This window comes from Synechococcus sp. W65.1, assembly GCF_047461615.1.
Lineage (GTDB): Bacteria > Cyanobacteriota > Cyanobacteriia > Thermostichales > Thermostichaceae > Thermostichus.
Window position 1 is genome coordinate 160295 of the sequence record NZ_JANSHI010000001.1, and the last position, 25582, is coordinate 185876.

At 60.6% G+C, this 25582-nt stretch carries 27 protein-coding genes; 9 read left to right on the forward strand and 18 right to left on the reverse strand.

Going from position 1 to position 25582, the window contains the following annotated elements; translation table 11 throughout:
* Nucleotides 1-121 precede the first annotated feature (121 nt).
* From wecB to NW806_RS00825, 10 genes are all read right to left on the reverse strand, one after another.
* Nucleotides 122-1258 carry a non-hydrolyzing UDP-N-acetylglucosamine 2-epimerase gene (wecB, locus tag NW806_RS00780; protein WP_414409644.1) on the reverse strand — a complete coding sequence of 379 codons (1137 nt, stop codon included), beginning with the start codon at nt 1256-1258 and terminating at the stop codon, nt 122-124.
* Nucleotides 1259-1568: 310 nt separating this feature from the next.
* Entirely contained in the window at nt 1569-1763 is a 195-nt protein-coding gene (locus tag NW806_RS00785; protein ID WP_414409645.1) for a hypothetical protein, read from the reverse strand.
* 469 nt (nt 1764-2232) lie between these two features.
* Nucleotides 2233-3648 (reverse strand): argininosuccinate lyase, encoded by a 1416-nt coding sequence (argH, locus tag NW806_RS00790; RefSeq protein ID WP_414409646.1) that lies wholly within the window; start codon nt 3646-3648, stop codon nt 2233-2235.
* 77 nt (nt 3649-3725) lie between these two features.
* Complete coding sequence (locus NW806_RS00795; protein ID WP_414409647.1) at nt 3726-3998, reverse strand: hypothetical protein; 273 nt, start codon at nt 3996-3998, stop codon at nt 3726-3728.
* 82 nt (nt 3999-4080) lie between these two features.
* Complete coding sequence (locus NW806_RS00800) at nt 4081-5487, reverse strand: PP2C family protein-serine/threonine phosphatase (RefSeq protein ID WP_414409648.1); 1407 nt, start codon at nt 5485-5487, stop codon at nt 4081-4083.
* Nucleotides 5488-5871: 384 nt separating this feature from the next.
* The gene (locus NW806_RS00805) at nt 5872-7044 is read right to left on the reverse strand and encodes a glycosyltransferase family 4 protein (RefSeq protein ID WP_414393335.1); all 1173 of its coding nucleotides are present in this window, start codon (nt 7042-7044) and stop codon (nt 5872-5874) included.
* Between the two features lie 236 nt (nt 7045-7280).
* A complete protein-coding gene (locus NW806_RS00810) occupies nt 7281-8810 on the reverse strand; it encodes an MFS transporter (RefSeq protein WP_414409649.1) in 1530 nt (509 codons plus the stop codon).
* Nucleotides 8811-9032: 222 nt separating this feature from the next.
* Nucleotides 9033-9377: an MgPME-cyclase complex family protein gene (locus NW806_RS00815; RefSeq protein WP_414409650.1), complete on the reverse strand. Its 345-nt coding sequence runs from the start codon at nt 9375-9377 to the stop codon at nt 9033-9035.
* 72 nt (nt 9378-9449) lie between these two features.
* The gene (locus NW806_RS00820) at nt 9450-9905 is read right to left on the reverse strand and encodes a hypothetical protein (RefSeq protein WP_414409651.1); all 456 of its coding nucleotides are present in this window, start codon (nt 9903-9905) and stop codon (nt 9450-9452) included.
* A gap of 143 nt (nt 9906-10048) precedes the next feature.
* Nucleotides 10049-11167: a class I SAM-dependent methyltransferase gene (locus tag NW806_RS00825; protein ID WP_414393328.1), complete on the reverse strand. Its 1119-nt coding sequence runs from the start codon at nt 11165-11167 to the stop codon at nt 10049-10051.
* Between the two features lie 72 nt (nt 11168-11239).
* Here NW806_RS00825 and NW806_RS00830 point away from each other — a divergent pair, with 72 nt between their 5' ends.
* The 5 genes from NW806_RS00830 (at nt 11240) to NW806_RS00850 (ending at nt 15085) form a co-directional block, all read left to right on the forward strand.
* Nucleotides 11240-12055, forward strand: coding sequence for a response regulator (locus NW806_RS00830; RefSeq protein ID WP_414409652.1), 816 nt, complete (start codon nt 11240-11242; stop codon nt 12053-12055).
* The gene (locus NW806_RS00835; protein WP_414393324.1) at nt 12048-12740 is read left to right on the forward strand and encodes a queuosine precursor transporter; all 693 of its coding nucleotides are present in this window, start codon (nt 12048-12050) and stop codon (nt 12738-12740) included. Before NW806_RS00830 ends, NW806_RS00835 begins: the two co-directional genes overlap by 8 nt.
* A gap of 152 nt (nt 12741-12892) precedes the next feature.
* Complete coding sequence (psbZ, locus tag NW806_RS00840) at nt 12893-13078, forward strand: photosystem II reaction center protein PsbZ (protein ID WP_414409653.1); 186 nt, start codon at nt 12893-12895, stop codon at nt 13076-13078.
* A 623-nt stretch (nt 13079-13701) separates the two neighbouring features.
* A complete protein-coding gene (locus NW806_RS00845; RefSeq protein ID WP_414405392.1) occupies nt 13702-14202 on the forward strand; it encodes a DUF2808 domain-containing protein in 501 nt (166 codons plus the stop codon).
* 52 nt (nt 14203-14254) lie between these two features.
* Nucleotides 14255-15085 carry an undecaprenyl-diphosphate phosphatase gene (locus NW806_RS00850; protein WP_414409654.1) on the forward strand — a complete coding sequence of 277 codons (831 nt, stop codon included), beginning with the start codon at nt 14255-14257 and terminating at the stop codon, nt 15083-15085.
* Here NW806_RS00850 and NW806_RS00855 read toward each other — a convergent pair.
* Nucleotides 15082-16650 carry an NAD(P)H-hydrate dehydratase gene (locus NW806_RS00855; protein ID WP_414409655.1) on the reverse strand — a complete coding sequence of 523 codons (1569 nt, stop codon included), beginning with the start codon at nt 16648-16650 and terminating at the stop codon, nt 15082-15084. The two genes, NW806_RS00850 and NW806_RS00855, sit on opposite strands and share 4 nt — an antisense overlap.
* A gap of 5 nt (nt 16651-16655) precedes the next feature.
* Nucleotides 16656-17051 (reverse strand): VOC family protein, encoded by a 396-nt coding sequence (locus NW806_RS00860; protein WP_414409656.1) that lies wholly within the window; start codon nt 17049-17051, stop codon nt 16656-16658.
* A gap of 112 nt (nt 17052-17163) precedes the next feature.
* Here NW806_RS00860 and NW806_RS00865 point away from each other — a divergent pair, with 112 nt between their 5' ends.
* Complete coding sequence (locus NW806_RS00865; protein ID WP_414409657.1) at nt 17164-17334, forward strand: hypothetical protein; 171 nt, start codon at nt 17164-17166, stop codon at nt 17332-17334.
* A gap of 157 nt (nt 17335-17491) precedes the next feature.
* Nucleotides 17492-18202, forward strand: a complete 711-nt coding sequence (gene rpe, locus NW806_RS00870) for a ribulose-phosphate 3-epimerase (protein WP_414409658.1) — start codon at nt 17492-17494, stop codon at nt 18200-18202.
* Nucleotides 18203-18269: 67 nt separating this feature from the next.
* On the opposite strand, the gene NW806_RS00875 is transcribed toward rpe, so the two are convergent.
* Nucleotides 18270-19016: a hypothetical protein gene (locus tag NW806_RS00875; RefSeq protein WP_414409659.1), complete on the reverse strand. Its 747-nt coding sequence runs from the start codon at nt 19014-19016 to the stop codon at nt 18270-18272.
* Between the two features lie 233 nt (nt 19017-19249).
* Here NW806_RS00875 and miaA point away from each other — a divergent pair, with 233 nt between their 5' ends.
* The gene (gene miaA, locus NW806_RS00880; RefSeq protein WP_414393310.1) at nt 19250-20212 is read left to right on the forward strand and encodes a tRNA (adenosine(37)-N6)-dimethylallyltransferase MiaA; all 963 of its coding nucleotides are present in this window, start codon (nt 19250-19252) and stop codon (nt 20210-20212) included.
* Here miaA and menD read toward each other — a convergent pair.
* On the reverse strand, nt 20136-21944 hold the full coding sequence (menD, locus tag NW806_RS00885) for a 2-succinyl-5-enolpyruvyl-6-hydroxy-3-cyclohexene-1-carboxylic-acid synthase (RefSeq protein WP_414409660.1): 1809 nt from the start codon (nt 21942-21944) through the stop codon (nt 20136-20138). The two genes, miaA and menD, sit on opposite strands and share 77 nt — an antisense overlap.
* Before the next feature lie 203 nt (nt 21945-22147).
* Here menD and NW806_RS00890 point away from each other — a divergent pair, with 203 nt between their 5' ends.
* Nucleotides 22148-22390, forward strand: a complete 243-nt coding sequence (locus NW806_RS00890) for a hypothetical protein (protein ID WP_414393306.1) — start codon at nt 22148-22150, stop codon at nt 22388-22390.
* A gap of 111 nt (nt 22391-22501) precedes the next feature.
* Here NW806_RS00890 and NW806_RS00895 read toward each other — a convergent pair whose 3' ends face one another.
* The 4 genes from NW806_RS00895 to NW806_RS00910 form a co-directional block, all read right to left on the reverse strand.
* Complete coding sequence (locus NW806_RS00895) at nt 22502-23050, reverse strand: fasciclin domain-containing protein (protein WP_414409661.1); 549 nt, start codon at nt 23048-23050, stop codon at nt 22502-22504.
* Nucleotides 23051-23147: 97 nt separating this feature from the next.
* Nucleotides 23148-23960 (reverse strand): hypothetical protein, encoded by an 813-nt coding sequence (locus tag NW806_RS00900; protein ID WP_414409662.1) that lies wholly within the window; start codon nt 23958-23960, stop codon nt 23148-23150.
* Nucleotides 23961-23978: 18 nt separating this feature from the next.
* Entirely contained in the window at nt 23979-24509 is a 531-nt protein-coding gene (gene purE / locus NW806_RS00905; RefSeq protein WP_414405382.1) for a 5-(carboxyamino)imidazole ribonucleotide mutase, read from the reverse strand.
* On the reverse strand, nt 24479-25573 hold the full coding sequence (locus NW806_RS00910) for an L-threonylcarbamoyladenylate synthase (RefSeq protein ID WP_414405381.1): 1095 nt from the start codon (nt 25571-25573) through the stop codon (nt 24479-24481). The genes purE and NW806_RS00910 overlap by 31 nt, the downstream gene beginning before the upstream one ends.
* Nucleotides 25574-25582 lie beyond the last annotated feature (9 nt).

Below are 25582 nucleotides of genomic sequence, written 5' to 3' on the forward strand. Positions count from 1 at the left end.
CCCCCTTGAAGTTGAGCTTTCTAGGAATGCTAACTTGCCTACGAACCCATATGCTCTACAGTACATAGAGCTGAAGGGGATAGACCGTTGCCCTTAAAACAGGCTGGTATCTTCCTGTAAGCTAATCTCTGCTTAGAATACTAGCTCTTGAGGTGAACTGACTCTCGATGAGGCGGCAAATTTGCTGGGCGGCTGTGCCGTCACCGAAGGGGTTTTTGGCTTGTGCCATGCGGGCGTAGGCTTGAGGGTCGGTAAGCAACTCCCGAGCCGCCTCCAGGATTTTTTCGGGGTGGGTGCCGACCAGGCGGGCGGTGCCAGCAGCAATCGCCTCGGGGCGTTCAGTGGTTTGCCGCAGCACCAGCACCGGCTTGCCCAGGGCAGGGGCCTCTTCTTGAATGCCACCCGAATCAGTGAGAATGAAAGTACAGCGCTGCATGGCGCTTACCCAGCAGGGATAGTCCAAGGGATCAGTGAGAAAGACCCGCTCCTGGGATCCCAAAAGCGCTTGCAGGGGCTCCCGCACGACTGGGTTGGGGTGGAGAGGTAAAAGAATAGCCGTATCAGGGAACTCAGCCAAAAGTCGCAGGAGAGCCTTGGCAATGGCTTGAAGGGGATCCCCCCAGTTTTCCCGCCGGTGTATGGTAACCAGCAAAACGCGATAGCGCTCCCAGTCTAGGCCGGGGATAGGACAAGGGATCCCAAGGGAAGCCACCTGCTGTAGGGCATCGATGACGGTGTTGCCCGTGCAGTAGATGGATCCCACCACGTGGCTGCGCTTGAGGTTTTCCACGGCCTGCGGCGTGGGGGCAAAGTGGAGGGTAGCCAACTGGGAGATGAGGCGGCGGTTGGCCTCCTCGGGAAAAGGGTGGTAAAGATCGTCGGTGCGCAGGCCGGCTTCCACATGCCCCACGGGAATGCGTTGGTAAAAAGCAGCCAGGGCGGCAGCAAAGGCTGTGGTGGTGTCACCCTGAACCAAAACCAGTTGGGGCTGTTTCCCCTGCAAGTAGGGTTCTAGGCCGCGCAGGGTGGCTTCGGTAATATCAGCTAGACTTTGGCGAGGCCGCATGATCCCCAAGTCCCAGTCCGCCTGGAGGCCAAAAAGCCGCATCACCTGATCCACCATCTCTCGGTGTTGCCCCGTCAGGACGACCTCGGTGCGCAGGTAGGGACTGGCCCGCAGGGCCTGGATCACTGGAGCCAGCTTAATGGCCTCGGGCCGCGTACCCAAGATTACAGAAACCAGAGGAGGGGAAGCCATGGGATCAAGGGCAATGGACTAATCTGCTCCGGAGGGCCTTTGGTCGGCAGGGTTCTCAACAGAGACTATAGCCGCCCTTGTCGTGAAGACCTGCCCCACTTTAGCTCTGTCAACAGGCAACCTGGTGGCAGCTCCACCTCCACCCGCCCACTAGAACAGATGAAGAGGGATCCTGCAGCCCCCGAAGTCGAAGCGGAGGAACAAGAATCCCTCTCTTTAGGTTAGGTTTTAACGATCTTCTTTCAGCTTTTATCGCACAAAATGATAGTAGAAATGTTGGCTGTGGGAGAAGGCAAAGCTACTGCTAGGCTTAAATCCACTCCATTTCGTCACAGATGAGAGTAAACACCGTTGCGCAAGTGGCCACCAGCAGCGAGAAGAGAAGGGGCTTGCCGTGAGCTATGCAAACCCCAGCAGCCAAGGAGGCGCCAACAGCAGCAGAAAAAGTGCGGCCTGCCCAATTACCCTTGGAGGGTTTGTCAAAGGGGTTAAACTTGTTAGACATTTCAACCCAAGAGAAGGTAAAGAGTGTTTCCCAGAGTCTGTTTCAGGCTACCATCCTCAGAGGCTATTTCGGCATGATTCAGAGCTGTTCTCAATATTTCTTCGCCTAGGCTTCAATCTTTCGTAAAATTGCACTCAGGCGCTCGTAACCCCCCCGCCGCAGCCAGCTCAACTGCCGCCCTGCCTGCACTAAAGGGCTGGCGGATGACAGCAGCCACTAGCTCGTTGCTGGGAATGCTGTGGATGTGCAGCAGGGGGCGCAGAAAAACTCCCGCACCTGGCCCTCGGAGCAGGAATAGGGGCGGGCGCGGCGGCAGATACTGAAAAAGCCGGCGATGGCGGCGCGGAAGTCGCTAAAACTTGGGGCTGCTGCTCCCGCTTCCCCCAGAGGGAAGGGGGGTGGGGAGATGGTTCGGGATCGCATCCTGCCGCCACTAGGGAGCTTCTCCTAGGGTGGGCCGAGCCAGAGTTTACGCTAGCTCTGGTTGCTGGTGGCGGGCATGGGCTCGTTGCAGGGCCTGTCGCACTGCGGCAAAGCCAGTTCCGCCGGGGCTAAGCCGCGCAGCCACAACCCGACGGGGATCGATGGCCGTGAAGATATCCTCCTCAAAGGCCGGGTGAAAGCTTTTCCAGCGCTCCAGGGGCAAATCCTTTAACAGGATCCCTTCCGCAAGACAGGTGCGCACAATCCGCCCCACCAAGTCGTGAGCAGTGCGAAAAGGGACTCCTTTGCGCACCAGGTAGTCGGCTACATCGGTGGCATTGGAAAAGTCTGCCTGCACCGCGGCCTCCAGGCGCTGGGTTTGGAACTGGATCCCTTCTCGCAGGAGGATCCGCATCGCCTCTAGGCAGGCTTTGACAGTATCGACAGTATCAAAAAGCCCCTCCTTGTCCTCCTGCAAGTCTTTGTTGTAGGCCAGGGGCAGCCCTTTGAGGGTAACCAGGAGGGCTTGCAGATGCCCAAACACCCGCCCGGCTTTGCCCCGCACCAGTTCTGCCACGTCGGGGTTTTTCTTCTGGGGCATAAGGCTAGAGCCGGTAGCACAGGTATCAGTGAGGGTGACAAAGCCAAACTCCTGCGAGGCCCAGAGGACGATCTCTTCCGAGAGGCGGCTAAGGTGAACCATGATCAAGCTGGCGGCGGCGTGGAACTCTACGAGGAAGTCGCGGTCGCTCACTGCATCCAGGCTGTTGGCACTGATGCGCTCAAACCCCAGCAGATGAGCAACAAACTGCCGGTCGATGGGCAGGGAAGTGCCGGCTAGCGCCCCAGATCCCAGGGGACAGACGTTGACCTCCTCCCGCACTCGCCCCAGCCTTTGCCAGTCCCGCCAGAACATCTCTTCGTAGGCCAAAAGGTGATGGGCTAGGCTAACGGGCTGGGCCCGCTGCAGGTGAGTGTAGCCGGGCAGGATTGTCTCCACGTGCTGGCTAGCCAACTCCAGCAAAACCCCTCGCAGCTCCCAGAGAGAATGGCGGATGACGTCAATTTGATCCCGCAGGTAAAGGCGCAAGTCGGTGGCCACTTGGTCGTTGCGGGAGCGGCCGGTGTGCAGCTTTTTCCCCACCTCCCCTACCAACGCTACCAGCCGGCGCTCGACGGCGTAGTGGACATCTTCAGCCTCTGGGTCAGGCTGAAAACTCCCCTCGGCTGCCTCTTTCTGGATCTGCTCCAGCCCTTGCCGGATTTGCTCCGCCTCTTCCCGGCTCAGGATGCCGCATGCCCCCAGCATCTGCACGTGGGCCAGGGATCCGGCCACATCGTAGGGCAAAAGGCGAATGTCAAAGCTTATGCTGGCGTTGAAGCGGGCAATTTGGGGGTGTAGGGATCCCTCGAAGCGGCTGCTCCAGGGACGGGGGGTGGAAGGTGAGGTTGGCTCAGGCATAGGAACCAGATGACTGCCGTGGAAACAAAAGCCTGCCTTGCAACGGCTAGAAGACCCCTGCCAAAGCCCACCTAGCCTTAGTGGGAGCTGGTGATGCTCTTGAGCATGTAGCCCGCCACCAGCCCTATCAGAAGCGCCCAAATTTGGCCTGATTCCACAAAGTTGTTCCAACCTTTTCGGATATCGCCCAGCACATCTTGGCGGAACACCTGGGCAACGATGGCCTTTGTCTGCAAGGCGGGCGGAGCTGGCAGGTAAGAGGAAGTGAAGTTCATGCCCATACCTCCGGTAAAGCTCAAGTAAAGACGGACAAATTCCCCTAGGTAGAGAGTACTGTAAACTCTGCACATCACACTAGGGCAGGTGAGGTTCCGTCCCACTAGCGCAAACGGTAGCCCTACCCTTGGCCATCCAACTACAGACCTTCTGGAGCTAGGCGGCCTCAGGCTCCGGCAACACCTTCAGCACCACCAGGGTGGTATCGTCCACGGGCATAGGTCGCAGGGAAATTTCCTCCCGGAACAGGAGCTCTAGCTCCACCGCTGGCTCTGGGACAACAAAGTGGACTCCCTGGCGGCCTCGGAAAGCATCCATCTGCGCAAAGAGACTTTCCAGGATCTCCTCTGGCGACTCGTAGCAGCTGGCAGCCCGCTGGATAGCATCCATTAGACCGGCAGTCTCCAGCCGCTCCCCGCGGGTATTGGCAACCTCAATATAGCCATCGGTGTAGTAGACTACAACATCTCCTGGCTGCAGTTGCACACAGCTTTCTGAGTATTGGCTGTGCTCCTCCAAGCCAATCAGCGCCCCTTCTGTATCCAAAGGCTGAATCTCACGGGTGCGGGCCTGCCACCAGAGGGGAGGGTTGTGGGCGGCGTTGCCAAAGCACAGGCGACGGGAGCAGGGATCGTACTCCGAGTAAAACAGGCTGATAAAGCGACTGGAGTTTTTGAGATCGCTGTACATGGCCCGATTGAGATGTTGGAGAACGCGGGCCGGCGAGTGGCCGTTAAGAGCTTCTGCCCGCACCATGGCGCGGGTCATGCTCATTAGCAGCCCGGCAGGTACACCTTTGCCCATGACATCCCCAATGACAATCGCTAGGCGAGAGTCTGCGGAGGGCTCAGGCGGTTCCGCCCGGTTGCTGGCCGGCTCTGCAGAGGCAGGCCCCCTCGGGATCTTGATGAAATCGTAGTAGTCGCCCCCCACTTTGCTGGCTACGCGGCAGCGGGCTGCCAGTCGAATGCCCCGAACTTGGGGGTATTGGCGGGGCAACAGTTGGGTCTGGATGTAGGAGCCGATCTCCATTTCTTTTTCCAGGGCCATTCTGCGGCGCAAGGCTGTCCGCAGGCGCTCATTCTCGATGGCTACACCCGCTTGGTCAGCCACTAGGCGCAAAAGTTGCTGGCGAGGCTCGGTCCAGTGGTAGTTGGGCTGGCGGCTGAAGACGTACAAGCGACCCTGGACAGAGTTACGGATCAACAGCGGCGTGCCAAATAGGCGCCCATCCGGCCCCAGGCTCTGGCGCAGACGCTCGTCCAGAAGATGTTCAAGAGCTGGGATCTTCACCGCCAGGGATCCCTCTAGTTTGAGAAGAGGCTCCTGAGCAGATAGGGCTTGGGCAATCTGCTCCATCTCGGCGCGAATCTGCTCGCGGCGCTCGAGATCGAAACAGTGCAGTTGATCTAGCTGAATAGTGCCGTTGGGGTTAAACAACACCAGCGCTCCCCCCTCAGCCCCAGTGAGTTGGCTGGCCACAAAAGCCGTGAACTCCAGGATCTGGTTGAGGTTATTGAAGGAGCGCAGGGCAAAAGCCAATCCTCCCAACAAGTACAGCATCGACTGCTGGTCTGCCCCCACTTCAGCTTTGTTGGCCCGGCTGGGCAAGAGGGCTGGCGGCTCCTTCTCCTTGGCAGTACCAAGCCTAGAGCGGGGATCCTCCTGCCCTGAGCTGGGAGTGCTCGGGTCGGTTGTGGACGGCAGCGAGGCAGGCAGAACTTTGGGAGGAAGCAAGGAGTCCGACCAGGACAAACCTGCTCGCCCGGCGGGCGGCTGGGCCGGTAAAGCTTTTTGCGGGCTGTGCTCCTCCATGGGGAAGGTAGAGCCAATCCCTCAGAAACATAACGATGCAGTCTAGCAAAGATAGCACAGGCTCTACCCCGTCTTCTCCCAAGAGCTCTGCTTGAGTTAATGTTGTCGAGATGTTGTCGAGGTCATTGGCGGCTACGCCCTTCTGGGCTGACGGGATCCCTGACACACCTCTCGGTAGAGCTGTTCCAGGCGGCTGAGGTTGTGGCTGAGGGTGTAGCGCTCCAGAACCCGTTGGCGGGCTTTCATTCCCAGCAGTTGGGTAAACTCCCGCTGATCCCGCAAGAGGGGCAATAGCGTTTGCAGCTCCACCGTCACTCGGCTTGGATCCAACAGGATCCCGGCTCCGTCTGCCAGAACCTCGCCATCGGCGCCGACGTCAGTGGCCACCGCCGCTACCCCACAGGCCATCGCCTCCAACAGCGACAAAGACAGCCCCTCGATCAAGGAGGGGAGAATGAACACGTCGGATCCCCGCAAGATCTCAATGCGCTCCTGCTCGTCCGCAACATAGCCCAGCCAGTAGATCCCGTGCTGGCGGGTGTAGAAGGGCTTGAGGGTATTGAGCAGGGGTCCATCCCCCACAATGAGCAGGCCGCACTTTTCCCCCATTTGAGCCTGCTTCCAGGCTTTGAGCAGGGCCTCGACATTCTTTTCCGGCGAGATCCGCCCTTGGTAGACGAAGACCCGCTCTAGCCCTAGCCGTTGCTTGAGGGTGGAGGGCCCCGGCGAATACTTGTCAACATCGACGCCATTGGGAATGACCACCACCTGCTCGCTGCCCACCCCCAGTTTGACCAGGACCTGGCGCTGCGTTTCCGAGAAGACGATGGTGCGATCGTAGTGGGCCAAACAGGGGGCATAGAGCTGATAGGCCAAGTATTGGGTGCGGGAGGCGATGTTGCGCCGCCGTCGGTCAAAAGCTGGGTGGAAAGTGGCCACTAGGGGCTGGTTGAGCTCAGCACAGATCTCCGGCAACGCAAAATCAATGGGCGAAATGGTCAAAGAAGCATGCACCAAATCCGGCTGCAATTCCCGCAGGGCTTGCTCCAGCAACCGCCGGGCGTTGGGAGCCGGGATCGTGTAGATCTGCGACTTGTAGAGACAGGGCAGAGAGACATCCCGCCCCTCCAGCTCGGCACGCCAGTTGCTCCCCGGACGGGATCCCCCCTCAGCGGCGGCCTCTTCGTTGGTGAAGTGGAAAAAGCTCACCTGATGGCCCCGCTCCAAAAGGCCGTTGGTTACCTCGCGGCTGTAGGTGACGTTGCCACAAAAGGGTGTTTTCTTGCCTATCCAGGCAATGTGCATGGGTGGATCCCTATGCTGCTAGAACGGTTAAACCTCCCATAAGGTTAGCAGACGCGGATCCTCGCTTTGCTTGCTGCCTGGCGGGGGAAAGCTAGCACCAGCCCGACAGCAGGACGGCGCGTAGCTATGGGGCTGCTCCTAAGCTCTGCCTTGCCCTGCCGTCAGCGGCGCGGAGGGCTTGGGGAGGCCGGCACCGCTGCTGGGAAGGAGCAACTTAGCTAGAGCTGGCGAAGAAGTCAAGCCTCTCTATTCAACAAACTCCAGAAGTACATTCCTGCCGACGCATTTAAGACTGCCAGGGCAAGAAACGTCCAGGAAAGGCCCAGATAGGTTTCCGCTACCCCTGTCAACACCAGCGGCAAGCTGAGGGCAATGTTAACGGCATTGTTGAGCAACCCAAACACCTTGCCCCGCAGATGTTCAGGAGTTTCCTCCTGGAGCAGAGTTTGCATCGGCACCGCCACCAAAGCCCCTCCACAGCCCAGCAGGGCAATCCAGGCTAAGCTGGGAAACAGCTTCCTCTCTGTCCACGACAAAGCCACCAGCGCCAGAGACAGCAGGAGGGATCCCAGCCCGCTCCAGGCCCGACGGCTTACTCCTCGGCCTATGTGCCCTACCCAAAAGGCGCCAATCCCCATGCCTAGACCGGCAGCAGCCAGCAACACTCCAAACTGATCGGCTTCCAGCTCCGCCATCACCTCCGCCATCCGCACTGCCAAGACCGCCAGCGCCGCAAACAGCGAGTAGAGCACCACCATCTGCAGCAGGGCTGCGCGGACCAGGGGCATTTGCCCGATGTATTGCAGGCCTAGCTTGAGATCTTCCCAGAGATGGGGAGCTTCCCAGGAGCGGGAGTCTAGCTTCTCGTGAGGTTGCAACAGCAGCAGCAGGGATCCCGCCAAAAGGTAGGCTCCCCCCACCAACAGCTCTGGTCCCACCTCCCAGCCAGGCAACCAGGCGCGCACCCAACGATCCGCCAGCGTCAACAGCGGCTCGCCAATGGCAAAGCCGACAACCAGCGAAGCCATCATCGTCGTAGTGTAGAGGGAGTTGGCCGCCAACAGCTCCCGCCTGGGCAGGATTAGCGGCAGAGTGGCCTGCTCGGCAGGGGCAAAAAACTGGGTCAAGACAGAGACGGCAAAGCTAATCAGCAGCAGCCCGCCAAAGCCCAAAGGGATCCCTGGCCAAAGGTCACGCCCCGCCGTCAGCCAGAGCAGCAGCGGCAGCAGCAGCACTAGGATGCCGCGCACCACGTTGGAGAGCACCAGCACGGCCTTCTTAGGCCAGCGATCCACAAATACCCCTGCCAAGCTGCCCAACAACACTGCCGGCAGGGTAAAGGCCAGCATAACCGCCGCTACCCAGCCGCTGATGGAAGCCCCCTCTGGCTGAAACCGCTTGGAGGTCACCCCAATCAGCAGCACCAACAACACCTTGTCGGCCAGCTGGGAAAACACCTGCCCCATCCACAGCAGCAGGAAATTGCGTCGGCCCAGCACAGCAGCGAAGTTTCCCAGGCCTGTCCCTGAGAAAGGGGGATCCGCCTGTTCTAGCTTCTCCGTTGGGCTGTTCTCTTTGGGATCCTCGGGAGGCGGCTCTGGCAAGGGATCCCCGGCTGGGCCCCCTGGCAAGCTAGAGGCAGGGCTTGTTATCGGCTCAAGGGGAGAACCCAGCTCCTCTGACTTCAGCGTCTCCATAGCCGCTGTTGACACTAAGTAGAGCTCCGCTCCCTCTTGCAGCCAGTCCCTTCGTTGTTCCCAAGTCATGGTGCCCCCGCCCAGCCTATCTCCCTCCCCCACCTTTCCTGCTGCCCGACAGCCTTGCTGCTGCTGGAGCGGGAGAGGTGCCCTAAGCCCTAATCTTAAATTTTGACCTAGCCTGCAATCAAACCCGCCTCTCCGGCCACCTTTAGGGCAGCTTACCCCTCGCTGCCCAGCTTGTCCTTCTGAGCGCAGCAAGGTGCCAAGGCAGCAATGGGGACAAGCCTCTCAGCTTTCCGACAACGACAGGGAGCGCAAGGGATCCGGAATCGACTCACTGGGGGCCACAAAGCTGCCCTTTTCCACAAAGCCAAGGCGCACCGCCAGCCAGCGAATGAAATGCTCGTTAGTCGAGACCACTGCCCCCAGCGGCTCCTTCAACTTGTTGCGCAGGGGTTTTAACTCGGGAGCTTCCATGAAAGCTGGCTGGGGCACCCAGTGGAAATCAATGGGGCGATGCTGCTCCGCGTAATGTCGCCGACGCTCCTCCAGCACCTCCTCCAGAGGTTCAGACCGCAAAAAATCTAGACTGCCAACGATGAAGTGATAGGTAGTGGGCTCAGTGGCAGGCATACTTTCGGAGCTTTCCTACTGCGAAAAGGATAGAACCTAGCTGCCAAAGTCCAGCTTCTTAAATTCAGCCAGTCAGTGGGTGGCCTTGAGCAGATGGGGGGCCGGGTCGCGAGAGCTACAGTGGGGCTGACAGGCCTCCAACTGCTGGAGGACAGGCAACCGTGCCATCACCTCCTCAGGGGGCATAGGGTGTTCTGCTGCCTGCTTGAGGGTAGCAAGAGCCTGCGCTGCCCATTCCCGTGCCCAGGGGGGAGTTGAAGGAGTCTCCCCCTGCTCCAGCAGCTCCTGGCAGAGGGCTGTCGATCGCTCCAAGTCGCCACTGCCCTGATAGGCTATGACCAGGGCCACTCGAGCCAGAGCACATTCTTCCGAGCTTACCCTGGAGCTACTGCGCTCCCCCTGGCGCGGCGAGCTTCCTTGAATCGAGCAGCAGTAGCAGAAAGACTCAAGAAGGTTGATCGCCTCTAGGTAGCGCTCCTGCTTCAGTGCAGTGATGCCGGCACGGAGGGATCCATAGGGAGGAGACATGAGCCTAAGTAAAGGAATGGATACCAACCACCTTCCCGCCCAAGGGCTTGGTGGCCTGGCTTCGTATCAAGTTTGGTGCCTGCTACTACTATACCCCTAGGTAGACTACTGCGAATCTCTTCTTAAGCTTTTGGCAAGGGCGCTCAACTCTTACGGGCCAAGAGGTAAGTGCTAACGTAGTGGGTTTCTCGGCGCAACACCTCACAGCCTGCCCGCTGCAGGCGCGCCCCCAGATCGTCGCGGATGTAGTCGCGGTAGTAGGGCTCGTGGAAGGTTTGCGCAAAAGCTTCCATCGTCTCCTCCAGCTCCGGCGAATCCAGCAGCTGCACCGAGTCGCAGACGACAACCACGCCCCCTGGCTTCACCACCCGGCTGATCTCGTTGATGACGTTTTGCCGAACCGGGCCAGGCAGCTCGTGGAAAAGAAAAACGCTGACAACTGCATCGAAGAAAGCGTCAGCGTAGGGCATGGCCTCGGCGTTGGCGCGAATAAGCTGCGGCAGCTCCCCGGGCAACTCCTGCAACAGCCGGTTGGCCTTGCGCAGATAGGCAGGAGAAAGATCCAAGCCATACAGCGCCGCCTTGGGCAGGGATCCCCGCAAAAGGCGCAGCATCCGCCCTGTGCCACAGGCTACGTCGAGGATGTGGGGAGCAGATAGGTTGGGATCGAGGGCATCCTTGAGCAGGCGGATCACCCGTCGCCGCATCGCATCCGCCGTACCCCCAAACAGCAACTCCACCTGCAAGTCGTAGAGCTCAGCCGAGCGATCGCTCAGGTAGCCGTTGGTTTGGTAGTGGAAGTTCTGAAGGTAGTATTTTGGGTAGCCCTCTGTGGAGATGTCTGGAGAAAACTCTTGGTAGCGCCGGCCGTGTACCCGTCGGGCAATCTGGGGCAGTTCCAACCACACCGCTGGGTAATAGCGGGCAAAGTCCAGCCAGGGGTTGTCGAAGAGAAGCGCGTGAGGGTAGTAGCCTGCTTCCGCATCTTGCCAATCAACTTCTAGAAGTCGCTCGTAGCGAGCCCGCAACTCCTGCAAAGTGGCTGCGCTCACCTTCACCCGCTCCCGCGGTGGCAGAGGCTTGCCGGAGACAAAGCTCTGCAGCTCCCTGAGGGCAGAGAGCATCAGTTCGGCAGCTTGGGTGGAGAGAGCCTTGTGGGCAAAGCCGAAGAGGTTTTTGCCCCACTGAAAGGCACGGTAAGCAGCCTCCCCCACCGGCGATGGGATAGGCAGCGACAGCTCAGGGCTTAACTGGAAGCTCATGACCCTGCCAGTGCAAACGGGTTCTTAACGTTTGTTTACAATGCGATAGTAGATTATAGCAAGGCGGCCAGGGTGGGCCGACAACCGCTAGGCGGCAAGAGAAGCCGGCAAATTGGATCCCTGAGCACAACCTCCGCCAAGCAGGAGAGTACTCTAATGGTGGGTTTCCCCTCGCCTCCTGAGCTCAAGGAAGGGGCAGATCAGGCTGAACTGATGGGAAAAGCCATGGCGACCAAAACGGTGTTGGTCATTGACGATAGCATCATGATCCGCAAGATGGTGGCCAGCATCCTGGCTGACCATTTCCAGGTGCTGGAGGCCAAAGACGGACCGACAGGCTTGGAGGTCGCCAAAAAGCATCACCCCGACCTGATCCTGCTGGATTTTGTCATGCCCAAGATGGATGGCTACGACACCCTCCAAGCTATCCGCCGCGAAGACAGTCTGAAAAATACCCCCGTTATCATGATGTCGGGGATGAAGGAACAAGTGACAGCCCGCATCCCTGAGCCTTTTGTCGACTTCGATTTTATCGAAAAGCCGTTTGAAGCGGAGACTCTTCTGGCTCAAATCCAAAAGGCCCTGCAGGTGACTCCTGCGGCGGCAGCGGAAGCGGGATCAGAAACCAACACCCAGTTGCTCTTGAACAAGCTCACCGCCATCGAGACGCTGCTTATCCAAGGTACGGAAAACCTGATCCAGCGGGAAGTAGTGACGCGGCTTGCCAACCTCAACCAGCGCCTAGATCGTCAGGAGTCTCACAGCGCTAACCTAGAAGAGCAAATCCGTAAGCTCACCAGCGAAGTGGAACGGCACAGCCAGGGCTTAGCCCTAATCGTCAAAGAGCTGCGGCATATCCGTAAACTGTTGGGGGGTCTTGATGGCTGAGCAAAGCTTTGAGCGCGCCTACCGACACCTGGATGCGGTGACGGCCCTGTTCGTGGCGGTGCTGCTCATCTCCAACATCGCCTCGGCCAAGATCGTGCTCTTGGGGCCCTTTACCTTCGATGGCGGCACCATTCTTTTCCCCCTCAGCTACATTTTCGGCGACATCCTCACCGAGGTCTACGGCTATGCTCGCTCGCGGCGGGTGATCTGGCTGGGGTTTTTCTCGGCAGCCCTGATGTCCGTGACCTTGATGATCGTGGGATCCCTGCCGGCAGCCCCTGATTGGCCCCACCAGGAAGCCTACGACCAGATCCTCGGCCTTACCCCCCGCATCGTGCTGGCCAGTCTAATTGCCTACTGGAGCGGCAGCTTTGCCAATGCCTATGTGCTGGCGCGCCTGAAGGTGTGGACGCGGGGACGCTGGCTGTGGACGCGCACCATTAGCTCGACCCTGGTGGGCCAAGCGGTGGATACGGGCCTGTTTATTCTCATCGCCTTCTGGGGGGTGTTCCCTGGTCTTATGGGCCTCATCGTCTCCAACTACGTGTTCAAGTGTGCCGTTGAAGCAGCCTGTACTCCCCTCACCTACGCCATTACCGGCTGGCTGAAGCAGCAAGAGCAGGAGGACTACTTTGACGTGGCAACGGACTTCAACCCTTTCCGAATCCAGGTTGTATCCAAATAAAGCTGCTCCCTTGCCAGGCGGGCCAGAGGGAGGGGCCCCAGTTTTGGTATAGTCAGATCCTATCCACCCTGCTGCCGGTGCGCAGTGAGTAGTCGCCCACTGTTGCTGGGAGCTTTTATCCAAAACAGAACCTTTGGGAGGGATCCGTAAAGATGATGCTCATTTTCCAAATCGCTCTGTTGGTGTTGGTGCTCTACAGCTTGCTGTTGGTGGTGGCGGTGCCGGTGCTCCTTAGCTCGGCCAGCGACTGGAGCCGGGCCAAGAATGTCCTTTTGGTGGGATCCCTGCTCTGGGTGCTGATGGTACTCGGGGTGGGGGTACTTAGTTTCTTGAAGTGATCCCTCCAGCGGGATCCTTCGACACCCATCCCCCAAGCTTCTGGATGTTGTAGGGCATTAGGGCGGCGAAAAAACTGCGCATTCCCGCACCCGACTGAGCTCTGGGCGCTCTCGTTAGAAGGGCTCTTCTCTAGTCCTTGATTCACTGGACAATCAGCCACTTTGTGGCATAGCCAACCTCCTGTCTTGACGTAGATGGGCTGAGCTAGTAGGCTTGCGAGTACATCCTTTCTGGTAGGCACTTTGCCTAGGCTAAAGTTGGCTCCGTCTTTAGCCAGTGTGCTCGATCAGGAACAACTCCCGTCAGCTTGATGGGAAGTGACGCCTGTGGAGATCCCTCTGGCGAGGTGGTAGGGGTGGACTCTGCCACTAGCTACGGGTCGTGGAAGCAGGAAGAAAGCGTCAACCTGGAGCAAAAGTCCGCTTTTGTCCAGCGTTGTATAAGTCTTTCAGAGCGGATCTCACCCCCTTACAATAGACAGCAACTTGATTCCATCTTCATGGCCTTGCTGCTTGCTCGGTCGGCAGCAGGGGTTGCTTGAGTCGAAGTCTTTCGGGAAGCTTGGGTGTTGAGAGCGGTGAAGTATTCCCAGAGTCTTTGCTTGCCTTGGCTGGGGGCAAGGTTGGCTTTGGCAGGCCTAGTGGGATCCCTGCTGTTGCTCCCTTCGGCAAGGGCGCAGTCGGGCTTTGTCATCACTGGCAGCGAGGGGGTGCCTGTCCTCAGCTATCGGCTGGATTTTCGCGGCATTCGCGGCCGGCTGGATCGCTATCGCCTGAAGATCCCACCCCAAAATGTGGCGGTGGCAGAGGTGCAGATCAAGGCGGATAGCAATTTCGATGCCGTCATCGACCCGAAGAATGTGCGCCTAGAGGCGGAGGGCAAGCCGGTGGAGCTGGCGGAAGTGTACTGGAACGAGGAGTTTCGCTCTTTGGAGGTGGTAGCCCGTCAACCCATTGCCGCCGGCCAGGAGATCCGCTTGGTGCTCTCCAATGTGCGCAATCCTTCCGCTGCTGGCATCTACCGGGTAGAGGCGCGGGTGCGGGGGACAGAGCCCAACCCCCTCTTCCGCAAGGTGGGCAACTGGCTGATTACCATCGACGATCCCGAGCGGCTCACGTTCTAAGGGGAACTCTCCTCCAGACGGCAGCCTGGTCTATCGAGAGAGACGGTCTTTGGTGCTGGCCGACATCTGGTATCCCAATTGGTGGCAGGCCCTGATCTTGGGAATGGTGCAAGGGATCACCGAGTTCCTGCCCATCAGCAGCACAGCCCACCTGCGGGTGTTTCCAGCTTTGCTGGGCTGGCCAGATGCGGGAGCTTCGTTTGCGGCGGTGATCCAGCTGGGCAGTTTGGGAGCAGTGTTGATCTACTTTGCCTCTGACCTGCGCCAGTTGCTCCTTGGCTCCTGGAGGGCTTGGCAGGAGCGAGACTTCCAGCAGGAGTCTTGGCGGCTGCTCACGGGGATCCTGGTGGGAACGTTGCCGATTGTGGTGGCCGGATGGGCCGTCAAGGCCATTTGGGGATCTCCGCCCCGCCAGTTGTGGGTGATTGCTGCTGCCGCTATTGGCTTGGCCCTGGCTTTGGGCTGGGCAGAACGGGTGGGGAAACGCCGGCGAGGCCTAGACAGCCTAGGCATTTGGGACGGGATCTGGGTGGGGCTGGCCCAGGCCTTGGCTTTGATCCCAGGGGTATCCCGCTCCGGCGTGACGCTGACGGCGGCTCTGTTGCTCGATTTGCAGCGCTCGGCTGCCGCCCGCTACTCCTTCTTGCTGGGAATCCCCGCCCTCGTTTTGGCCGGGGTGGAAGAGTTTGTCTCCGAGTTCAGAACAGAGGCGCTGCTAGCGCAGGGGCTGGGGGCGCTCTCGGCCTTTGTCTTCTCCTACTGGTCCATCGATTGGCTCATTCGATTTTTGCAGCGCAGCAGCACCTGGCTGTTTGTTGTCTATCGGATGGGTTTTGGCCTGTTCATTTTCTTGGGGCTGGCGCTGGGGTTCTTGCAACCTTAGACCGACTTTTGTCCCCGCAGAATCTGCAGCGCTTTGGGCAGGTGCTCCGCTAGGTGGACTGGATCCACCCCTGTCGGACCCCGCTCCCCCACCAGCTGGATAGCTGCCTGGGCATGCCACCACACCCCGGCACAGGCGCAACTCAGTAGCTCTGAGATCCCCATCGCCTGACCCAGTTGGGCCCTTCTGCGCGCCACTAGTCCACCAATTAGGCCAGTCAAGACATCGCCGCTGCCGCCGCGAGCCAAGGCCGGTGTGCTCTCCGGGTTTACCCAGCATTCCCCTGTGGGAGAGGCGATTATCGTCCGTGCCCCCTTCAAGACCACCACCGCCCCACTCTGGGCTGCTGCCTTTTGGGCTGCCTCGAGGCGATCCTCAAGCGAGATCCCAGGAAAAAGCCGGCGAAATTCCCCCAGGTGCGGGGTGAGGATAGCTTGGATCCCGTTTTCTGGCAGGCGCTCCACCCCCATCTCCGCTAAGGCATTGAGGCCATCGGCGTCGATCACCCAGGGGATCCCGGCCCAATCCCGCAGCAAGATCTCCAAAAGCAGCTGGCGGGTTTCCCCAAGGCCCGGCCCCACCGCCACCGCCTGGAAGGGCTTCTCAGCTACTAGCGGCAAAGAAGGGATCCCTTCCCAGGGGTGCACCAACACCTCCGGCAAAGCGCTGTGGATGATCCCCTTTAACTCCGCCGGCACCACTAGGGTTACCATGCCCACGCCGCTGGCGCGGGATCCCAGGCCGGCCAACACTGCCGCCCCGGCATAGGCCGTCGAGCCTGCTACCAGCAGCAGGGATCCCTGGCGGTACTTGTGGGTGTCCAAGGGCGGGTCGGGGGGGAAATGGAGCCAGGGTTGCAGCAACAACTGGGGAACCGCCTCCGCCGGGCAGGCCCAAGGGGGGATCCCAAAATCAATGCGACGCAGCTGTCCTACCCAAGGCAGAGCTGCCTCCTGCCACAGGCCCCGCTTCCAGAGGCCCAGGGCATAGGTATGGCTGGCGCGGATACAGCAGCCCCAGATCTTGCCTGTCTGGTCGTTGAGGCCAGAGGGCAGGTCCAGGCTGAGGATGGGAATGCCGCTGCCGTTGGCCCACTCCACTGCCTCTGCCCAGGGATCCCCCAGGGGTCGGTTTAGGCCAATGCCAAACAGGGCGTCAATCAGTAGATCGCAGTCGGCCAACTCCTCCAGCCGATCCACAAACTCCGCCCCCAGCGCCCTGAGATAGCGAGCGTGGTCGGCAGTCAGGGGCTTGAGATCATCCGGCTTGCCCAGCCAAACCTTCACCCCCTTTTGGGCCAGCCGCAGCTCTCGTCCAACCACCAAGCCGTCGCCGCCGTTGTGCCCTGTCCCGCAGAGGATGCCGATGCGCTGCGCATGGGGGAAATCCTGCCGCAACTGGGCAAAAACGGCCAGGCCCACCTTTTCCATGAGAGCGGCCACAGGCATGCCGGCAGCGAAGATCTGCTCCTCGAGGCGCCGCATTTGGGCCGAGCTGACTAGGGCAGTGGAGGGGTCAAAGAGGGGCAGGGCGCCGCGCCGCTGGGGCGAACAGGGCACTGTCATCGCAGTCATGGCTGAGGAGGACTTAGGGAGCTTAGCTCGATCACGTTCCCGTCGGGATCCCGAACAAACAGCGCCGCTCGCCCGGAAGCGCTTGGCTGCACCTCGTAGCCTGCCTGCAGCAGGCGGGCCTTTACCGCTTCCAGGTCTTCCACGCCCAGCGCCACATGGGGAAGGCGCCCCCACTTCGCCTTGCTGCCCCAACTGGCTGGCTGCCCTTGGTCAAGCGGCTCCTCAGTAACAATCAAGTGAATCTGAGAGGAGCCCACCTGGTACCAAGCGCCGGGAAAGTCAAAGGGAAACCGCTCTGCTTTGGGGAGCCCGAGCACCGTCCTGTAGAAATGCTCAGCCCTGGCCAGATCGCTAACCCAAAGGGCAGTATGTAAGTGCTGATAGGCAGTCATGACGCTAGGTCTAATGAAGTTCTTCTGAAGTTCTTCTCTGAGGGTCTGTTCCGCCTGTGCGCTAAGTTGGAGCTAGGGCAACGAGTGTTTGGCCTTGCCCAGGGGTTGGTCTATGGGATCCCGCACCAAGTTTTTCGGCACTGTCCTGGCCATGCTGGCCGCCAACAGCATCTATATGCAGTTGCAGCAGCTTGCCCTGCGGCTAGAAGAAAAGGTGAAGCCAGCTCCCTCAGAGCAAGCCTCTCCAGAGCCTCAGAGCAACGCGCAGCCGCCGGGTCGCTGAGAGCCTCTGGCCCAAGTTTTCCGGAGGGTGCAACTGGCCAGGGCCGGCTTTGTCGGGATCCCCTAGAAGCCGGGTGGTGCTTTGCAAAGGGGATCAAACTCCGTACCATAGAGGAGCAGGCTCCCCTGTTTTGCGGTTTACACCTTGGGTACTCACCATGACTCAGCCCTCAGCAGCCTCTGGGCAAAAGCCGATCGTTGTCGCCCCTTCTATTCTTTCAGCCGATTTTAGCCGCTTGGGGGAAGAAGTGCGGGCAGTGGACGAGGCGGGGGCCGACTGGATCCACGTAGATGTGATGGATGGCCGCTTTGTGCCCAACATCACCATCGGCCCGCTGGTGGTGGAAGCGCTGCGCCCGGTTACGGCCAAGCCTCTGGATGTCCACCTGATGATTGTGGAGCCGGAGAAATATGTGGCCGACTTTGCCAAGGCGGGGGCCGACATCATCTCCGTTCACGCCGAGTCCAGCTCCACCATCCACCTGCACCGCACCCTCAGCCAAATCAAGGATCTGGGCAAACAGGCAGGTGTGGTGCTCAACCCGGCCAGCCCTCTGGAGCTGATTCAGTACGTGCTGGATCTGGTGGACCTGGTGTTGATCATGAGCGTCAACCCTGGCTTTGGCGGCCAGAGCTTCATCCCGGCGGTGGTGCCCAAGATTCGCCAGTTGCGGGCCCTGTGCGACGAGCGGGGCTTGGATCCCTGGATCGAGGTGGATGGCGGCATCAAGGCCAGCAACGCCTGGCAGGTCATCGAGGCGGGGGCCAACGCCCTGGTGGCGGGCTCAGCCGTATTCAAGGCCAAGGACTACGGGGAAGCCATTCGCGCCATTCGCCACAGCCACCGCCCCGAGCTGGTGACGGTTTAGGGCTTTCTTCCCGTAGGCCGGCAACGCTGCAAGCAGCCTCAGCTCAAGCCCTAGCCCGCGCAAAGCTTTAGCGCAGAGCGGCCGTCTTCTTCTGGGCAGCGGCAGGGGAGGCACCTGCTTCAGCTTGACCTAGGCAGTGAGGAGGCGCAGAGGGGGGAACAAGCGGCTGAGGCGAGGTAGGGCTGAAAAAAACCTGGCAGAAGGGCAGGCGGCTCTTGCGCTGAATGTCGGCAAGGTAAGGGGGAGGGATGGTGCCCCAGTAGGCCCTTAGGACATGCTGGTCGGGATCCTCTGGCAGCACCTGGTAGTGCAACATTAGGCGGTTATCGGGAAACCAGGCGCGAACAAGCCTTTGCAGTTGCCTGAAATTGAAGCCTGGCTCTTCCGGATTGTAAATGAGGTGCATCCCCACTAGCCGCCCGCCCATGAAGTAGGCCTCTACATAAAACCCGCGGGCATAGAGGGGGGGCTCTGAGGGATCCCGCGACGGAGGGGCAGCCGGCGGATAGAGGGCCTCACCGCCCGGTCGCAGTTGCCAGCGGCTCCAGCGGGGATCCTCTCGGTCGCTGGAAATAGTCTCCCAGTTGTTGGCGTGGGCGTAGCCTAAGAAGCGCTCCTCCACCATGCCTAGATAAAGCATCTCCATCTGCAAGGAGGGTCGGGCCCGCGTTTGCAACAAGGGCAGAGTGCGCACTTCTCCTTGCTTGAGCACCAAAACTTCCGCCAGGGCTGGACAAGGTTTCCACGCCAGCAACGCCGCTAGGACCCCTGCCCCAACTGCCCGGCCCAGGTAGCCGAGACCAGGCTTGACCAAGGCAAGCAGCCATGGGGCTAGCCTCGGGAGCTGGAGAGACAGCCTAAGCTGAGTGTCCAACCCAACAAAAGCTGGAACGTAAGATGAGATCACCGCAATTTCAAAGAGCCCAAAGCTGTTAGGAAGTCTATTCTAGCCACAGAGCTAAAGCCTTTTAGAAATTTTGTTGCCTTGCATAAATTTTTGCAGGTTCTGAATGTCTGCCACCCAGTACAACAAGTAACACTTCCGGCATGGTAACTCCAGGCCTAATTGTTATTGCCGGCCCCACCGCCACTGGCAAGTCACGTCAGGCGCTGCTGCTGGCCCAGCGGCTGGGATCCCCTCTGCTGAATGCCGACTCTCGCCAGGTCTACCGGGAGTTCGACATCGGCACTGCCAAGCCTACCCCCGCTGAGCGGGCCCTCTGGCCGCACGAGCTGATGGACTTTGTGGATCCCCGCCACACCTACACCGTGGCCGAGTTTCAGCAGGCGGCCCAGTCGCGCATTGCCGAGGCCCATCGGCAGGGACAGACTCCCATTCTGGTAGGGGGGACGGGGCTCTACATCCAATCCATTACTGCAGGGTTGGGGATCCCGGCAGTTCCGCCGCAGCCCGAGTTGCGCGCTCAACTAGAGACGTGGCCGCCCGAGATCCGCTACGCCTGGCTGCAGCAGTTGGATCCCGTTGCCGCCGAGCACATCCATCCCCATGACACGGTGCGCACCCTGCGGGCTTTGGAGATCATCTACACCACCGGCAAGCCAGCTTCCCGCCTGAGGCAGGCCCATCCTCCCAGCTACCCCATCCTCATCTTGGGGCTGCGCTGCCCAATGCCCCGTCTGGAACAACGCATTGCTCGGCGCACGGCAGAAATGCTGGCAGCAGGCTGGATTGAGGAGGTGAAAACGCTGCGGGAGCGCTACGGGCCAGACCTGCCCCTCTTACAAACCTTGGGCTACGCGGAGATTGGCGCCTACCTAGAAGGGCGGATCCCAGAAGCAGAGCTGCAGCCTTTGATTGTGCGGCGCACCCGCCAGTTTGCCAAGCGGCAGATGACCTGGTTTCGGGCCATGCCAGGGATCCAGTGGCTGGACTGCGAGGCCGAGGATCTGCCGGAGCAAATCTGGAGCCGGGTTACGGCGTGGATGGCCGCTCAGACCAGCGCTGAAACCAGTCCTGCCGTCGCTGCGCGTCCGCCCGCCGATCCGTAAGGATCTCCAACACCCGCACCCCCTGGGCCGGCAAGGGATCCAAGGCTTGGGCCAGCTCCTCCCAGGTCTCTATCCGCCGGTGGGGGATGCCATGGGCCTGGCAGAGGAGGGCAAAATCCACGGCCTGGGGGGTGGCAAAGTAGGGCTCAAAGGGAGGGTTGGGCTCCTGGCGAGCCGCCTTGGCAATGGGCAAGAGCTCAAAGATACCGCCCCCCTGGTTGTTGATGAGAAGAATCGTCAGGGATCCCTGAAGGCATTGGGCAAGACGCAGGCCACCGCAGTCGTGCAAAAAGGCCAGATCCCCGGTCAGCACCACCGTCGGGCGCTGGCGATGGGCCACCCCAAAGGCGGTCGAGAGGATGCCGTCGATGCCGTTGGTGCCGCGGTTAAAGTAAGGCCGGATATGGCGGTCGTTGGGTGACCAAAACCACTCCACATCCCGCACCGGTGTGCTGTTGGCAATAAATAGCGGCGTCTCCGGCGGCAGGTGATGGGCCAGCCACCAGGCAATCTTGCCCTCAAACCACTCCGGCAGAGCTGCCAGCAGCCGATCCAGCTCAACCCGAGCTTTTGCTTCCGCCTGCAGCCAGGCTTGCAGAAAAGCGGTTGTTTTGGCTTTGCCTGCCGGGATCCCTGCCGCCACCTCCTCCAAGGCAAAGGGCAAGTGGGTCGTGGAGTTGTGGAGAGGATCGGCGTTCTGGGGTCGGGGATCGAGTAGCCAGGTGCGGGGTTGGACTTGGGCCAGGGCTTGCCGCAGGGCCTTGCTGGTGGGCAAGGGTCCCAGTTGGATGACCTGCTCCGGCCAAAGATGGGGCTGCTCTCCCTGGAGGAGAAAATCGTAGGTGGTGATGAGGTAGGGGTTAAGGGAAGCGTAGTTGCGCAGGGGGGAAAGGCCTTCTGCCAACACCGGCCAGCCCAGGGCTAGGGCCAGACGGGCCACTGCCTCAGCGTAGGCGCGGGGATCCGCCGCTTGGGCCGGCCCTGCCAAGATCGCTCCCCGCTCACAGCCGCACCACTCCTGCCAAAAGGAAGCCCTCTCCACCTGAAGAGTGCCCCGCAGCGCCTGGCAGGAAGACCCGGCCGGAGCAACCCCCCGAAAAAAGGTCTTCTCAAACTCCGGATTTTTCTGCCAACGGGCCAGGGGCGCGGTGCTGCCGTCAGCAATGGGAGCCAAGGGCTCCCGCAAGGGCACGTTGAGATGCACTGGACCCGGGAAAGGGTAGAGGGCACGCTCCCAGGCGTGAATGACGGTCTGGCGCAGGTAGGCCAGAGCTTCTAGGTCGGCACTGGGCAGGGCTAGCTCCGCCTGCCAGTTGGGGTAGTGGCCGTAGAGCTTCACCTGGTCGATGGTCTGCCCGGCACGGCAGTGGCGCAGCTCCGGCGGCCGATCCGCCGTCAAAACCAGAAGTGGCCAACCACTTTCCGCCGCCTCGATGAGAGCGGGGAAAAAATGGGCGCCGGCGCTGCCAGAGGTACACACTAGCGGGATGGGCTGCCGCAGCTGCTGGGCCAAGCCAAGGGCAAAGAAGGCCGCCGACCGCTCATCCAGCACTGGAATGGCCTCGATCTCAGGGTGCTGCGCTAGAGCATAGGTGAGGGGGGCAGAGCGGGATCCCGGACACACCACGGCCACCCGACAGCCCAGCCGGCTCAAGGTCTCGGCCAAAACGGATCCCCAGAGGGTGTTGAGGTTGCGCCAGTCCAGCCGTTGAGGACAAGGCGTGTCAGCCATTCCAGCCACAAGAGGTAGCGGGAGAGAACCCAAGATAGGCACATCCTGTTACTCTAGGCCCATCGACCACCCCGGGGAAGCCCCCTCTCCTATCCACCGCTTGTTATGGCCTCCTGCCGACAGGAGGAGCCGGAGGTTGGTCAAGTTTCTCGAAGGGGGGAATAATGTTTATCGACCTTTGCTGCAGCCAAGCAGGAGCGCCCATGCCCAGAAAACCCGATGGCTACCTCGTTCACATCATGCTGGAAGGGGGTCAGACCCTACAGGTACGGGTCAAGGAAGCCAGAGAATACACAGAGCTGATCAACCAACTGATGGTGGGTGGGGACGAGTTCATCACCTTGCCCAAGCAAATGGACAATGAGTACATGATCGTGCGTCCCCAGCGGGTGGCCGGTGTGTCGGTGGAGGCAATCTACAACTCCAGCGTTGGTATTGACTTGTAGGAATCCCAAGAGCCAAGCCAGGGATCGCGCCCGAAACCCCCAGCCTTGAAGCTGGGGGTGCTAGGAAGGCTTTCTACAGACTTAGATTTTAGGATTGCAAGGCCGAGAAGACTATTTCTCCGGTGGCAGGAGGACTTTGTCAATGACGTGGATAATGCCGTTGGAGGCTTTGAGATCGGGGGTTGCCACCTTGGCGTCGTTGACCCGGATCCCATCCTTGATAGAGATCTCCACCGGCACTTCAGCAAGGGTAGTCACCTTACCGGCCTTTAGATTTTGAGAGAGAAGCTCGCCAGACACGACATGGTAGCTGAGCACTCGCTTCAATTTCTCCTTGTTTTCTGGCTTGAGCAAGTCGTCTAGCGTGCCTTTCGGCAGGGCCGCAAAGGCTTCATCAGTAGGGGCAAAAACGGTGAAGGGGCCCTTCCCAGAGAGCGTCTTCACCAGGTCAGCAGCCTCCAGGGCTTTGAGCAAGGTGGTGAAGGAGCCAGCCTCAGCAGCAACATCCACAATGGTTTTGGCTTTTTGGGCAGGAGCCGCAGTCTTCGCGCTTGCAGGCGCTGGGCTAGGGCTGGGGCTGCTAGCCTGGACTCCGGGAGCTGCAGCCAACACCGTGGCCGAGGCAACGGCTAAAGAGAGCGTGAAGAGCTTACGAACCATGGAATGTAACCCTCCGTAAAGAGTAGGTCTACACTCCTTTACGACGGACAGCCTCTGGCTCGAGTTCCTTACTTCCCGTGGTGGAGCTGCTAGCTGCTTAGGCGTTGCCCCTGCGGCTTGCCGAGGGATCGCCGCTGCTTTCGGCTGGGTTGGAACTGGTCAAATCGTTGAGGCGGCGCAGGATCCCCCATCCCTGCAGGGCTTCCAAGAGGGCCTCCCGCACAACGGCCACGGTTTCTTGGTCAAGAGCCAGGCGCAGATAATCCACTGCCAGCCGAGTTTGTTCGGGATCCAGATGGGGCAGGCGGCTCTGCAGCCGGCGTACCCCCAGCAGCCGCCTGTAGGGATCGGGGGAAGCAATGTCGCTAAGATCCCGCTCCCATTGAGAACGCTGCCGCTCTTGCCGGCGGCTGAGCCACTCCCAAAACAGCAGTGACAGCAGGGCAAAGGTGGCTAGCCCCTGCACAATAGCGCCCGTGGCCAGCCAGCGCTGGTTGGCTTCTGCCCAGATTGAGACTGCAAGGTAGGTGCCGAGGGTGGCGGCTGCCCCACCAGTAACGGCTAGCAAAAGGGAGCGGTCAGCTTGGCGAAACCAAGCCTGCCACTCCTGCCAGCGGCGGCTAAACTCAGGGCTGCAAGCCGCGTACACCCCTAGCATCACCCCAGTGCCCACTGCTAGGGAAAGGGCCAGGCGCCAGTGCCAAAAGGCTAGCCCCGCCAACGCCAAGCCTGACACCGCCAAAACCCGCCCCTGCGATCCCCCCAGCAGCCACCCCGCCGCCTGGGCTCCCCTTTCCTCTGCCCCTTTCTGAACCCGCTGAAGATACTCCTGCCAGGATCCCTGGCCAGAAGAGGGGCGACTGGATCCCTTCTTCACCGCCGGCAACTCTCCCAACTTTTTCTCTGCCAAGACAGGTCAACGCTTTAATTATGCTCTGTCGGCAGAGCGGAGATAGGCTTTCCACCCCTGAGCTTGCAACTGGGCATTTTTCTCCTGCACAGCCTGCTTGAGGTTTTCCCGGTAGGCAAGCACCCGCTGTAGCAGTTCAGGATCCCCGCTGGCTAGGATCTGCACCGCCAAGAGACCGGCGTTATAGCCGTTGCCAATGGCTACGGTAGCCACGGGGATCCCCTTGGGCATCTGCACTATCGAATACAGGGAGTCCAGCCCCTGCAGGGACTGGCTGAACACCGGCACCCCGATGACTGGCAGAGGGGTAAGGGAGGCTACCATCCCCGGCAGATGGGCCGCCCCGCCAGCGCCGGCAATGATGACGCGGATGCCGCGGGTGTGGGCACTGCGGGCAAACTCCACCATCGCTTCGGGGGTGCGGTGAGCGCTGAGGATCTGGAGGAGATAGGGGATCCCAAACTCCTCGCACACCTGAGCGGCGGGGGCCAAGGTGGGCAGATCCGAATCGCTGCCCATCACGATGGCGACAAGAGGGGAGTCTTCCATGGCTTGCTGGCCCGTCGTAGCCGATCCATAATCGCATAGCCCAGCCCTGTCAAAACCGGGGGGGGCTCAGCCAGCAGCAGGGTGGCTGCCCCTTCGTCCAAGCGGCGCAGGCTGGCAAAGAGAGCCCGCGCTGCCGCAGTGGGATCCGGCCCCAGGCATTCAAAGGTCAGCGCAACTCCCGGCCAGTGGTGGGCAAAGCTTTCCGCCAGCGCCTGGGCATCGGCTGAGAAACTGAGGACGCCCAGGTGGGCATGTTCAGCTGTCTCCTGCCGCAACCGCTGCCACTCCTCAGGGCGGAGCTGGTCAAAGGCAACAGGCAACAACCAGAGGGGCTTGGTGGGGGCGTAGTGGCTGCTAAGCCCTCCCGGTGCCTCGGGCCTTAGGTTGCTGTCCGGTGCAGTCTGGAGGGGCAGGCCGAGATGAGCTTCCAGCACTTCCCGCGGGATCCCGCCAGGGCGCAACAGCGTGGGCGTGCCGTCAGGGCTGAGCTTAAGCACAGTCGATTCCAAGCCCACGCTGCACTCTCCTCCGTCCAAAATGTAGGGGATCCGCCCCGCCAACTCGGCATAGACCGCCTGGGCGGAGGTGGGGCTAAGGCGGCCAAAGCGGTTGGCGCTGGGGGCAGCTAGAGGCACCTGAACTGCCTGCAGCAAAGCCTGGGCCACGGGGTGGGCAGGCATCCGCAGCGCCACTGTAGGCAAGCCACTGGTGACGAGATCCAGCACCCGGGGTCCCTTGGGCAGCACCAGCGTCAGCGGGCCCGGCCAGAAGGTGTCGACAAGGGATCCCAGCCGAGCGCGGGCGGCGGCAGTAAAAGCCGACAGATCCACCAGCTCCCCGTCCAGCGCCTCAAGGCAGACCCCAGCTGGCAGGTGCAAGATCAGGGGATCGAAACGGGGACGCTCCTTGACAGCAAAGATGGTGGCCACCGCCTGTTCGTTGAAGCCGTGGCCCGCCAGGCCGTACACCGTCTCCGTAGGCATGGCTACCAGTTGACCTTGCCGCAGGGCTTCAGCGGCTAGGGCAAGGTGCTCGGGGGTGGGGGGAAGAATCTGCGTTGGCATTGGGCAAGC

Excerpts from the sequence above, each read along its gene's own strand:
- wecB (WP_414409644.1), bottom strand. The coding sequence starts at position 1,258 with ATGGCTTCCCCTCCTCTGGTTTCTGTAATCTTGGGTACGCGGCCCGAG.
- NW806_RS00785 (WP_414409645.1), bottom strand. The coding sequence starts at position 1,763 with ATGTCTAACAAGTTTAACCCCTTTGACAAACCCTCCAAGGGTAATTGG.
- argH (WP_414409646.1), bottom strand. The coding sequence starts at position 3,648 with ATGCCTGAGCCAACCTCACCTTCCACCCCCCGTCCCTGGAGCAGCCGC.
- NW806_RS00795 (WP_414409647.1), bottom strand. The coding sequence starts at position 3,998 with ATGTGCAGAGTTTACAGTACTCTCTACCTAGGGGAATTTGTCCGTCTT.
- NW806_RS00800 (WP_414409648.1), bottom strand. The coding sequence starts at position 5,487 with ATGCTGTACTTGTTGGGAGGATTGGCTTTTGCCCTGCGCTCCTTCAAT.
- NW806_RS00805 (WP_414393335.1), bottom strand. The coding sequence starts at position 7,044 with ATGCACATTGCCTGGATAGGCAAGAAAACACCCTTTTGTGGCAACGTC.
- NW806_RS00810 (WP_414409649.1), bottom strand. The coding sequence starts at position 8,810 with ATGACTTGGGAACAACGAAGGGACTGGCTGCAAGAGGGAGCGGAGCTC.
- NW806_RS00815 (WP_414409650.1), bottom strand. The coding sequence starts at position 9,377 with ATGCCTGCCACTGAGCCCACTACCTATCACTTCATCGTTGGCAGTCTA.
- NW806_RS00820 (WP_414409651.1), bottom strand. The coding sequence starts at position 9,905 with ATGTCTCCTCCCTATGGATCCCTCCGTGCCGGCATCACTGCACTGAAG.
- NW806_RS00825 (WP_414393328.1), bottom strand. The coding sequence starts at position 11,167 with ATGAGCTTCCAGTTAAGCCCTGAGCTGTCGCTGCCTATCCCATCGCCG.
- NW806_RS00835 (WP_414393324.1), top strand. The coding sequence starts at position 12,048 with ATGGCTGAGCAAAGCTTTGAGCGCGCCTACCGACACCTGGATGCGGTG.
- psbZ (WP_414409653.1), top strand. The coding sequence starts at position 12,893 with ATGATGCTCATTTTCCAAATCGCTCTGTTGGTGTTGGTGCTCTACAGC.
- NW806_RS00855 (WP_414409655.1), bottom strand. The coding sequence starts at position 16,650 with ATGACAGTGCCCTGTTCGCCCCAGCGGCGCGGCGCCCTGCCCCTCTTT.
- NW806_RS00860 (WP_414409656.1), bottom strand. The coding sequence starts at position 17,051 with ATGACTGCCTATCAGCACTTACATACTGCCCTTTGGGTTAGCGATCTG.
- NW806_RS00865 (WP_414409657.1), top strand. The coding sequence starts at position 17,164 with ATGGGATCCCGCACCAAGTTTTTCGGCACTGTCCTGGCCATGCTGGCC.
- rpe (WP_414409658.1), top strand. The coding sequence starts at position 17,492 with ATGACTCAGCCCTCAGCAGCCTCTGGGCAAAAGCCGATCGTTGTCGCC.
- miaA (WP_414393310.1), top strand. The coding sequence starts at position 19,250 with ATGGTAACTCCAGGCCTAATTGTTATTGCCGGCCCCACCGCCACTGGC.
- menD (WP_414409660.1), bottom strand. The coding sequence starts at position 21,944 with ATGGCTGACACGCCTTGTCCTCAACGGCTGGACTGGCGCAACCTCAAC.
- NW806_RS00890 (WP_414393306.1), top strand. The coding sequence starts at position 22,148 with ATGCCCAGAAAACCCGATGGCTACCTCGTTCACATCATGCTGGAAGGG.
- NW806_RS00895 (WP_414409661.1), bottom strand. The coding sequence starts at position 23,050 with ATGGTTCGTAAGCTCTTCACGCTCTCTTTAGCCGTTGCCTCGGCCACG.
- purE (WP_414405382.1), bottom strand. The coding sequence starts at position 24,509 with ATGGAAGACTCCCCTCTTGTCGCCATCGTGATGGGCAGCGATTCGGAT.
- NW806_RS00910 (WP_414405381.1), bottom strand. The coding sequence starts at position 25,573 with ATGCCAACGCAGATTCTTCCCCCCACCCCCGAGCACCTTGCCCTAGCC.